We start from the raw sequence: 9,103 nt of genomic DNA on the forward strand, positions 1-9,103 counted from the left end.
TGGCGCCGGGGTCCCGGTGCCGTTCGGAGGGGTGGACCGTGGCCGGTGACCGGACTCATCGGTCGTGCGCCGGGAACTTCGGCCGGGCTCCGGGCAGGATCGGGGCATGACCGTGAAGTGGGGAATCATCGGGCCCGGCCGCATCGCCGACGCCGTCGCACCGGACTTCGCGCACGTGCCCGGCGCCGAGCTCGTCGCCGTCGCGTCGCGTTCCGCGGAACGCGGTGCCGACTTCGCCCGCCGGCACGGCGTCGACCGGGTGCACACCGGCTACCGCGCGATCCTCGACGACCCGGACGTCGACGTCCTCTACGTCGCCACCCCGCACCCGCAGCACCGCGCGATCGCGCTGGCCGCGATCGAGGCGGGCAAGGCCCTGATGATCGAGAAGGCGTTCACCGTCAGCTCCGTCGCGACCCGCGAGATCGCCGCGGCCGCCCGCAACCGCGGCGTGTTCGTGATGGAGGCGATGTGGACGCGGTTCTTCCCGGCCGTCGTCCGGCTGCGCGAGCTCGTCGCCGAGGGCGCGATCGGGGAGGTCCGCTCGGTGCAGGCCGACCTCGGCGTGCGCAACCGCACCGCGGACGACGACCGCTTCTTCTCCCCGGAGCTCGGCGGCGGCGCCCTGTTCGACCTCGGCGTCTACGTGGTCTCGTTCGCCCAGATGCTGCTCGGCAGCCCGGTCACGGTCGCCGCGAGCGGTGCGCTGACGCCGTCCGGTGTGGACCTGGAGGAGTCCATCCTGCTCGGTTGGCCCGACGGCCGCAGCGCCGCACTGCAGGTCAGCCTGCAGTGCGCGATGCCCGGCTCGGCCCGGGTGATCGGCACCGAGGGCTGGATCGAGGTGCCGCCGCGCTTCCACCACCCGGACCGGATCGTGGTGCACCGGCACGGCGCCGACCCCGAGGAGATCGTGCTGCCGGCCACCGGGCGCGGCTACGCGCACGAGATCGAGGAGGTGACCCGCCGGGTCGCGGCGGGAGAGACGGAGAGCCCGGTCATGCCGCTGGCCGACACCGTCGCCGTCCAGGACGTGATGGCCGCGGTCGCCGACCGGGTCGGGATGGTCCCGGAGGAGGGACCGGCGGAGCTCAGGTGATCCGCTGACCAGCATGCGGACGGGATCCTGTCGGTCCATCCACGGTGACATCGATGTCATTCAATAGAAAGACACAGATTCATTCTATGGTGTCCCAGCGGGTCTCGTGATTGCGGGTCGACATGGTGGGCCCCTAGCGTCGGGGGCGAGTCGTCGTCGAGGTGAAAGTGGTTGCCATGGCTCCCGTCCATTTCTTCCTTGCATTTGACTCGTCGTGCGGTCGCTGCGCCAGGATCAGTGAAGTAGTCTCGAACGAGATTGCGTCAGAGATCGAAGTCGTGCCGCTCGCGGATCCGATGGTCAAGGACCTGCGAAGCGCGTTCTACGGCAAGAATCCCCCATGGAGACCGACTCTCATCCAGGTCGATGAAGAAGGGGTTCGGTGTCATATCGGCGCCGGGATGGCGGCGACTCTGACTCGTCTTCTTGGATTTCGTCGTGCCGGGCGAGTTGTTCTTGCCCTCGGTGAGCGAACGAGTCGCCGCTCTGATCAGGCCAGCCTGTCCAGAGCAGGCTTCCTCAGGGCCGCCTGTGTAGGCGGAGCGGTAGCGGTGACGGCCGTGGCCTCGCCGAGACTGATCAACTCGACGGCGGGTGCTCCTGTTCGCCGACTTGCAGCCGGCACCACCGCACTGCAATCCGCCGGATACCACGATCTCCCGTCCGGCTACCTCTCCGGTGCAATGGATCGCCTCGCGGTCGATTCCGACTTCCGACTGCTGATGACGCGCGCTGGAATGGACTCGTTCACCTTTCAGCCCGTGGCGGTGCAGGGGGCACGTCATAGGCTCCGAGGCGGTGGAGAGATGACGGTGACTGCGCTCGCGGCGGACGACGCCCGTGTGCTAGTAGCGCGAGAATTCTCAGGAGTTCAGGGTGCGGGGCATCGAGATTATGCGATGTGGCAGAAGCAGGGCAATGACGTCCTCGTGATGAAAGCGATGGCGGTGAGCGGGGCTGGGCTCGTTGACCTGCATCCGGCAGAAGTGCAGGGAAAGTGTGGAACGTGTAGTACGACAACGATGTACGACGGGCCCGGGTGTGGTGCGATCGACCTCAAGGTGTGTGCGGGGTGCGCCAGCTGTGCCTCGTGCAAGAATGCAAAAGGAAAAGCAGGCTATATCGCCTGTGCGGCGTGCATCGCGGGCTGCGCCGCAACAGTCGACGGCTGTTGCACGAAGCCGATCACGGTCTGCATGCCGTGCAAGGCTGTGCCATGACCGGGTAGCTCGCCGGCGGCGTACCCGCGGCGGTGGTAGGGGACCTCGGGTGGCTGTGAGGCATCAGTCGGGTGTTCGATCTTTACCTGATGAAACTCCGAGGGTAGACCGGGCGGGTGTCCGACACCACCACCAACCCTCAGCGCCGGGAGAGGACCTTTCTCGGTCACCCCGTTCAGCTCGCGACGCTCTTCGGCGTCGAGATGTTCGAGCGGTTCTCCTTCTACGGCATGCAGGCGATCCTGCTGTACTACATGTACTACGAGGTCACCGCCGGTGGCCTCGGCTACGACCAGGGAGTCGCGGCCGGAGTCTCGGAGCCTACGGCGGAACCGTCTACCTCTCGACGATCCTCGCCGCGTGGCTCGGCGATCGGCTGTTCGGTCCGGAGCATGTCCTCTTCGGCAGCGCGGTGGCGGTCATGGCCGGGCACATCGCGCTGGCGCTCCTGCCGGGCGGAGCAGGGCTGGCCTGTGGTCTCGTCCTCGTCGCGCTCGGCAGCGGCGGGATCAAGGCGAACGCGTCGACGATCGTCGCGATGCTCTACGGCGAGGGTGACGACCGCCGCGACGCCGGGTTCTCGATCTTCTATCTGGACGTCAACATCGGCGCTCTGCTCGGACAGATCCTCACCCCGGTCGTGCAGACCCGGGCGGAGAGCTTCCACATCGGGTTCGGTCTCGCCGCGCTCGGCATGGCGATCGGTCTGGCCCAGTACGCGTTCTTCCGCCGGAGCCTTCCGGCGGAGGGCAAGCTCCCGCCCAACCCGCTCCCGGCCTCGCAGCGGACCCGCGCCGGGCTGATCGGCGCGGCCGTCGTCGTCGTGCTGCTGGTCCTCACGGTCACCGGGGTGATCACGGCGGGTCGCCTGGACTACATCGTCACCGGGGTCGTCGCGGTCGCCACGATCGCCTACTTCTCCGTGATGCTGACCAGCTCCAGGGTGAACCGGGTCGAGCGCCGCCGTGTGCTGGCCTTCCTGCCGATGTGGATCGCCAGCGCTGTCTTCTGGGCGATCTTCCAGCAGATCTTCACCGTACTGACGATCTACGCGGACGAACGACTGAACCGCTCGGTATTCGGTCTGTTCGAGATCCCGGCCGGCTCCGTCCAGGCGATCGAACCACTGTTCGTCGTGCTGCTGGCCGGAGTGTTCGCCGCGGTGTGGACCAAGCTCGGCCCGCGTCAGCCGGCGTCGCCGGCGAAGATGGCGCTCGGCACGATCATCATCGGTGTCGGCTTCCTGTTGTTCGTGCCACTGGCCGGTACCGGGGCCAACGGCACCCCGATGCTGGCCGTCGCCGGGATCCTGCTGGTGTTCTGCATCGGAGAGCTCTTCACCTCTCCAGTCGGTCAATCGCTGTCGACGAAGCTGGCTCCGGCCGCGTTCCGCACCCAGATGGTGGCCCTGTTCTTCCTGTCGGTCTCGATGGGATCGGTGCTCGCCGGAGTCCTGGCCGACTTCTACAGCGAGGAGAACGAAGCCGCGTACTTCGGCATCACCGGGGCCGCTGCGATCGTCGTCGGCATCGTGGTGCTCGTGCTCGTGCCGAAGCTGAAGGTCCTGATGGAGGGCGTCCGCTAGGCCCCGGTCGAACACCGGTTCGATCCGTCCCCAGCTGTGCACACACCTGTGGACAACTCCGGTGGATCACCGACGACGAGTACGCCGGATCGTCGGTGAGTCCATCGTGTCGCCGGCCATCTCCCGGGCGATCCGCACCACGTGCGCGCGGACGTCCGGGGGCTGGTCGGCGATCCGCATCGCCAGCATCTCCAGCACCGAGGCCAGCCCGAACGCGATCTCGGGGCGGCTGAGCCCGGCGTAGCGCGCCTGCACGGCCTCGTGCCGCAGCGCGGCCGCGGCGGCGAGCACCGTCTCGCGGTCGGTGCGCAGGGCGGCCAGCCGCCGTCGTTCGTGGGTGTTCATGCTCCCCCGGTCGTCGCTGCGGAGCCGTCGCGGGCGACGGCCGGTCCGCACCCGGGGGAGCGGGCGCGGCGACCAGCGTGCCCCGCCCGCCCCGGCAGGCGCCAGGCGGGTCCCCGAGATGTCGCACACACGTTCGACTCAGAGCAGCAGCAGGACCACGCCGAGTGCCGAGAACGCCCCCCGGAGGTGGTTCGCGACGCTCCACCGCGGAGCGAACGCGGCCCAGTCGCCGTCGCGCTCCAGGGCGTTGTTGAGCGGGATGTTCACCGCGGCGGTCACGGCGAAGCCGGCCAGCACCGCGACCCCGCCCGCGATCCGCAGCGGCTGCCCGCCGAGCGCCCCGGCCACCGTCACCGCGCCGGCGAGCAGTGCGGTGCCGGCGAACAGTGTCCCGAACACCGGGTTCACGATCACCCGGTTCACCCCGCGCATCACCGCGACCGCCTCCGCGGCGGGGCGACGACGCAGGGCGGGGAGCGCCGCGACCGAGAACGCCAGGTAGACCCCGCCGAGCAGGCCCGCCCCGGTGAGAGTGGCTCCGTCGAGGAGGCCGGTCATCCCGCCACCCCCGCCGCCCACTCCTCGACGGTCAGCACGCCGTCGGCGGCGCCCCGCGGGCCGTGCGCCCGGACCCGCCCCTCGTTGAACGCCCGGTTCATCGCGACGTGCAGCCGCGCCCCGTCGGCGGACAGTCCGGCCTCGCGCAGCAGCCCCTCCATCTCCCCGTCCGGGACACGCACGTAGGCCAGGTCCGGCAGGCCCAGCGCGGGCCCGAGCGCGGCGACGACGTCGGGCACCGTCCGGTCCGCCGCGCCCTGCACCTCCACGACGTCCGGTGCGTCCGGGTCGAGCAGCGCCGCGGCGGCGGCCCGGCCGACGTCGCGGGTGGCGACCATCGGCAACGCGACGTCCGGGTCGACCGAGTCGGCATGCACCCCGTGTGCCCGCATGGCGTCGGCCGACCACAGGAACGACTCCAGGAACAGGCCCGGCCGGACCCGGGTGACGTGCGCGTCGAGCGTCACCAGCCGGGCCTCCTGGTCGTGCAGGCTGCCCAGGTACCCGGTCGCGGCGAGACCGGGGCCGCCCGGGACCTCCGCCCCGAGCGAGCTCAGCGCGACGACCCGGGGCACGGCCGCGTCCCGCAGCGCGGCGACGACCGACTCCCCGAGCCGGGCCTGGTGGGCGGCGTGGTCGGGCCCGGTGACGTCGAACGGCAGCAGTACGAACGCGGCGGCCGCGCCGTCGAACGCCCGGCGCAGGAACGCCCGGTCGCCCAGGTCGCCGGGCCACGGCCGCACCCCCGGCGCGGCGACGGCCGGGCGGCGCGCGACGGCGCGGACGTCCACCCCGGCCGCGGTCAGCTCCCGGACGACCTGCGATCCCACGTTCCCGGTCGCACCCAGCACGGTGATCATGTCGAACCCCTCTCGTCAGTGTCCGTCCACGATCACCGCCATCGGCCGGACGCAGAATGGCTGTGGATCCACAACTGGTGCTCATTCGTCCACAGATGGGGATGAGCTGTGGACGGACTGTCATGCTGTGCGCCGTGTCCACCGCGCCGCCGTTCCCGGCCGCCGACCCGCTCGGGGAGGCGCTGCACGTGCTGCGGATGGACGGCGTCTTCTACTGCCGCTCCGAGCTCGGCGAGCCGTGGGGGATGACGCTGCCGCCGACGCCGGGCTGCCTCTGGTTCCACGTCGTCACCTCCGGCGGGTGCCGGCTCACCGTCGACGGAGCCGGCGGCCGGGACGGGGCCGGGGACGGAGCCGACCGCGAGCTGCGCCCCGGCGAGCTCGTCGTCGTGCCGCGGGGGACCGGGCACGCGCTGCGCAGTGCGCCCGGTGTGTCCGCCCCGGACATCCGGTCGATCCCGCACCCGATGCTCGACGGGCGCTACGCCCTGCTCCGGCACGGCGGCGAGGGTCCGGTGACCCGGATGGTGTGCGGCGCGGTCCGGTTCTCCCACCCCGCCGCGGGCGACCTCGTCGCGAGCCTGCCCGACCTCGTCCGGGTCGAGCCGTCGCCGATCGGGGACCGGGTGCAGGACACGCTGCGGCTGCTGGCCGCGGAGGTCGAGCACGGCGGCCCCGGCAGCGACGCGGTGATCACCCGGCTGGCCGACGTGCTGGTCCTGCAGGCGGTGCGCGGCCGGCTGCAGGCCGACGCGGCCACCCGTACCGGCTGGCTCGGCGCGCTCGCCGACGACCGGATCGGCCGCGCGCTCGCCGCGGTGCACCGCGAGCCGGAGCGGGACTGGACCGTCGCCGCGCTCGCCGCGACGGCGGCCATGTCGCGGTCGGCGTTCTCCGCCCGGTTCACCGAGCTCGTCGGCGAGTCCGCGATGGGCTACGTGACCCGGTGGCGGATGCACGCCGCCGCCGAGTTCCTGTCAGGGGGGAGTGGGACGGTGGCGCAGGCGGCCCACCGGTTCGGTTACCGGTCCGAGGCGGCGTTCGCACGGGCCTTCTCGCGGGTCGTCGGGGAGCCCGCCGGGCGGGTGCGCCGGCACGGGCTCGCGGGCACGGCCGATGCCCTCGCCGCCTTCCGGAGCTGATCCGGGCCCTCGCACACACGTTCGACACAGGGCTGCTACGCTGCGACGACGCCACCGGGAGAGGAGTAGCGCATCAGGTCGATCGTCCCGTATCCGGATCTCTCGCGACCGTTCTAGACGGCGGTATGCGGCGGCATGCTCGTGTGTCGATGCCGTCGTATGACGGTGTCTAGTGCTCGTGCGAGAAGGCGTTACAGAATCGGATCGACGATCGATGTACTCGTCTGCGCTTCTCTCGGGACGATCCGAGACAGGGCTAGAGGGTGCTACGCGCGCCTGCTCGCTCGGGTGGTCTGCGCTTCTCTAGCGTGCGCGCGAGACGGCCGGAGAGAGCCCGAGGCGCCGCCGGCCGGCGCCCCGGGCCCGGGTGTTCACAGGTGGGCGAGCTTCTCCGGGTTGCGCACCGCGTAGACCGCGGTGACCAGGTCGGCCCCGTCCACCTCGGACACCTCGATGAGCACGACGCTGTCGACGCCGTCCGGCCCGCGCACCACCACCGCGGGGAGCCCGTTGAACTCCGCGGCGCCGGTCAGCGCGCCCGGCAGCGGCCGAGCCGCCAGCCCGACGAGGAACCGGGCGACCTTCCCCGCCCGCGGATCGGGCGCCGGGCCGCCGACACCGCGCCGCCGCCGTCGGCGAGCGAGACGACCTCGGGGGCCAGCAGCGCGGTCAGCGCCGCGACGTCGCCGCCCAGCGCCGCCCCGACGAACGCCTCCGCCACCCGCCGGGCCCGGTCCGGGGGCACGGTGAAGCGCGGCCGGCGGGCCCGCACGTGCTCGCGCGCCCGGTGCGCGATCTGCCGGACCGTGGCGACCGGGCGCCCGGTCGCGGCGGCGATCTCGTCGTAGCCGGTGCCGAAGGCCTCCCGCAGCACGAACACCGCACGCTCCTCCGGGGCGAGGGTCTCCAGTACGAGCAGCATCGCGACGGTGACGTCGTCGGTGCGCAGGGCGCGGTCGGCGGCGCCGTCGTCGCCGGTCGGCAGCGGGTCGGGCAGCCACGGTCCGGGGTAGGTCTCCCGGGCCCGGGCGACGGTGCGCAGCCGGTTCAGCGCCTGCCGCGACACCACCCGCGCCAGGTACGCCCGCGGGTTCCCCACCTCGTCGTGCGCGGTGGCCGACCAGCGCAGCCAGCTGTCCTGCAGCACGTCCTCGGCATCGGCGACGCTGCCGAGGATCTCGTAGGCGACGGCGAACAGCAGGCCGCGGTGGCGGTCGAACTCGGCGAGCGGGTCCACCTCAGGCCACCCGCCCCCGGGCCCGGCGCAGCGCGTAGCGGCACACCTGCTCCTTCACCACGGCCGCCGCGCCGCCGCCGACCGCGACCGGCCGGGGCACGTCGTGGCGGTCCACGAGCTGGATCAGCGCGGCGTCCGGCCCGAGCGCCAGGCACTGCGCGGCGTAGGACACCGAGGCCGCCGGTGCGGGGCGTCCGCGCAGGCCCGCGAGCACGGTGCGCGCCGCGGCGACCCCGAGCGGGAGGGCGGCCTGGCAGCTCGCGCGGACCAGCCCGACCTCCGGCGGGGCGGCGACGGCGTCGCCCGCGCCGACGATCCGGGCGTCGCCGGTGCAGGTGAGCGTGGCGTCGGTGCGCAGGCGGCCGTCGTCGTCGACGGGCAGGCCGGAGTCCCGGGCCAGCCCCGGGACCGCGGGCGTCGTGGTCCACACGACCAGGCCGGCGCCGAGCGTCGCCGGGTCGGTCACCGTGACGCCCTCGCCGACCTCCACCCCCAGCGAGGCCAGCCGGGCGCGGACCCGGTCCCGGCTGCGGGCGGGCAGCTCCGCGGCGACCGGGCCCGCCGACAGCAGCCGCACGCGCAGGCCGGGCCGGGCGGCGGCGAGCTCGGTGGCCGTCTCCAGCCCGGTCAGCCCCGCCCCGACGACGGCGACGACCGCCCCGTCGGGCAGGGCCGCGGCGGCGTCGTGCACCCGGCGGGCGCTCTCCAGGGTGTCCACCCGCAGCGCGCCGCCCGGGGCCGTTCCCGCCCCGCTGCCGACCGCGTACACGAGCCGATCGAACCGCAGCACGTCGCCGTCGTCGAGGGTCGCCGTGCCGTCCCCGATCCGGGTGACCCGCGCCGCGCGGGTGCGGACCCGCCGGTGCAGGACCTCGCGCAGCGGGACCGTCGCCGCCCCGGTGCCCGCGGCGAGCCGGTGCAGCCGCACCCGCTCGACGAACTCCTCCCGCGGGTCGACGACCGTGACCGCCGCCCCGCCTGCCGCGATCCGGTTCGCCGCCGCGACCCCCGCGTACCCCGCTCCGACCACCAGCACCGTCGCGTCCATGTCGCTCTC

The 9,103-nt window shown here is 72.8% G+C and carries 10 protein-coding genes; 4 read left to right on the forward strand and 6 right to left on the reverse strand.

Going from position 1 to position 9,103, the window contains the following annotated elements; translation table 11 throughout:
• Positions 1 to 106 precede the first annotated feature (106 nt).
• The 3 genes from AC0GKK_RS17040 to AC0GKK_RS17050 all read left to right on the forward strand — a co-directional run bounded on the left by AC0GKK_RS17040 (position 107) and on the right by AC0GKK_RS17050 (position 3,904).
• Positions 107 to 1,099 carry a Gfo/Idh/MocA family protein gene (locus AC0GKK_RS17040; protein WP_350590703.1) on the forward strand — a complete coding sequence of 331 codons (993 nt, stop codon included), beginning with the start codon at positions 107 to 109 and terminating at the stop codon, positions 1,097 to 1,099.
• Between the two features lie 176 nt (positions 1,100 to 1,275).
• The gene (locus tag AC0GKK_RS17045) at positions 1,276 to 2,319 is read left to right on the forward strand and encodes a hypothetical protein (protein WP_350590702.1); all 1,044 of its coding nucleotides are present in this window, start codon (positions 1,276 to 1,278) and stop codon (positions 2,317 to 2,319) included.
• Between the two features lie 55 nt (positions 2,320 to 2,374).
• Complete coding sequence (locus tag AC0GKK_RS17050) at positions 2,375 to 3,904, forward strand: peptide MFS transporter (protein ID WP_489882076.1); 1,530 nt, start codon at positions 2,375 to 2,377, stop codon at positions 3,902 to 3,904.
• A gap of 66 nt (positions 3,905 to 3,970) precedes the next feature.
• On the opposite strand, the gene AC0GKK_RS17055 is transcribed toward AC0GKK_RS17050, so the two are convergent.
• The 3 genes from AC0GKK_RS17055 to AC0GKK_RS17065 all read right to left on the reverse strand — a co-directional run bounded on the left by AC0GKK_RS17055 (position 3,971) and on the right by AC0GKK_RS17065 (position 5,667).
• Entirely contained in the window at positions 3,971 to 4,249 is a 279-nt protein-coding gene (locus AC0GKK_RS17055; RefSeq protein ID WP_062398562.1) for a hypothetical protein, read from the reverse strand.
• A gap of 138 nt (positions 4,250 to 4,387) precedes the next feature.
• On the reverse strand, positions 4,388 to 4,807 hold the full coding sequence (locus AC0GKK_RS17060) for an anthrone oxygenase family protein (RefSeq protein WP_346104610.1): 420 nt from the start codon (positions 4,805 to 4,807) through the stop codon (positions 4,388 to 4,390).
• The gene (locus AC0GKK_RS17065; RefSeq protein ID WP_489882077.1) at positions 4,804 to 5,667 is read right to left on the reverse strand and encodes an NmrA family NAD(P)-binding protein; all 864 of its coding nucleotides are present in this window, start codon (positions 5,665 to 5,667) and stop codon (positions 4,804 to 4,806) included. Before AC0GKK_RS17065 ends, AC0GKK_RS17060 begins: the two co-directional genes overlap by 4 nt.
• A 134-nt stretch (positions 5,668 to 5,801) precedes the next feature.
• Between AC0GKK_RS17065 and AC0GKK_RS17070 the strand changes: the two genes are divergently transcribed.
• The gene (locus AC0GKK_RS17070; protein ID WP_083658715.1) at positions 5,802 to 6,809 is read left to right on the forward strand and encodes a cupin domain-containing protein; all 1,008 of its coding nucleotides are present in this window, start codon (positions 5,802 to 5,804) and stop codon (positions 6,807 to 6,809) included.
• A 371-nt stretch (positions 6,810 to 7,180) separates the two neighbouring features.
• Here AC0GKK_RS17070 and AC0GKK_RS17075 read toward each other — a convergent pair whose 3' ends face one another.
• From AC0GKK_RS17075 to AC0GKK_RS17085, 3 genes are read right to left on the reverse strand one after another with little or no spacing between them, the layout of a single operon-like run.
• A complete protein-coding gene (locus AC0GKK_RS17075) occupies positions 7,181 to 7,306 on the reverse strand; it encodes a hypothetical protein (protein WP_489882078.1) in 126 nt (41 codons plus the stop codon).
• A gap of 32 nt (positions 7,307 to 7,338) precedes the next feature.
• Entirely contained in the window at positions 7,339 to 8,046 is a 708-nt protein-coding gene (locus tag AC0GKK_RS17080) for a sigma-70 family RNA polymerase sigma factor (protein WP_489882079.1), read from the reverse strand.
• 1 nt (position 8,047) lies between these two features.
• Positions 8,048 to 9,094, reverse strand: a complete 1,047-nt coding sequence (locus tag AC0GKK_RS17085) for an FAD-dependent oxidoreductase (RefSeq protein ID WP_489882080.1) — start codon at positions 9,092 to 9,094, stop codon at positions 8,048 to 8,050.
• Positions 9,095 to 9,103: the final 9 nt, after the last annotated feature.

Source organism: Pseudonocardia sp. P-1 (assembly GCF_058111925.1).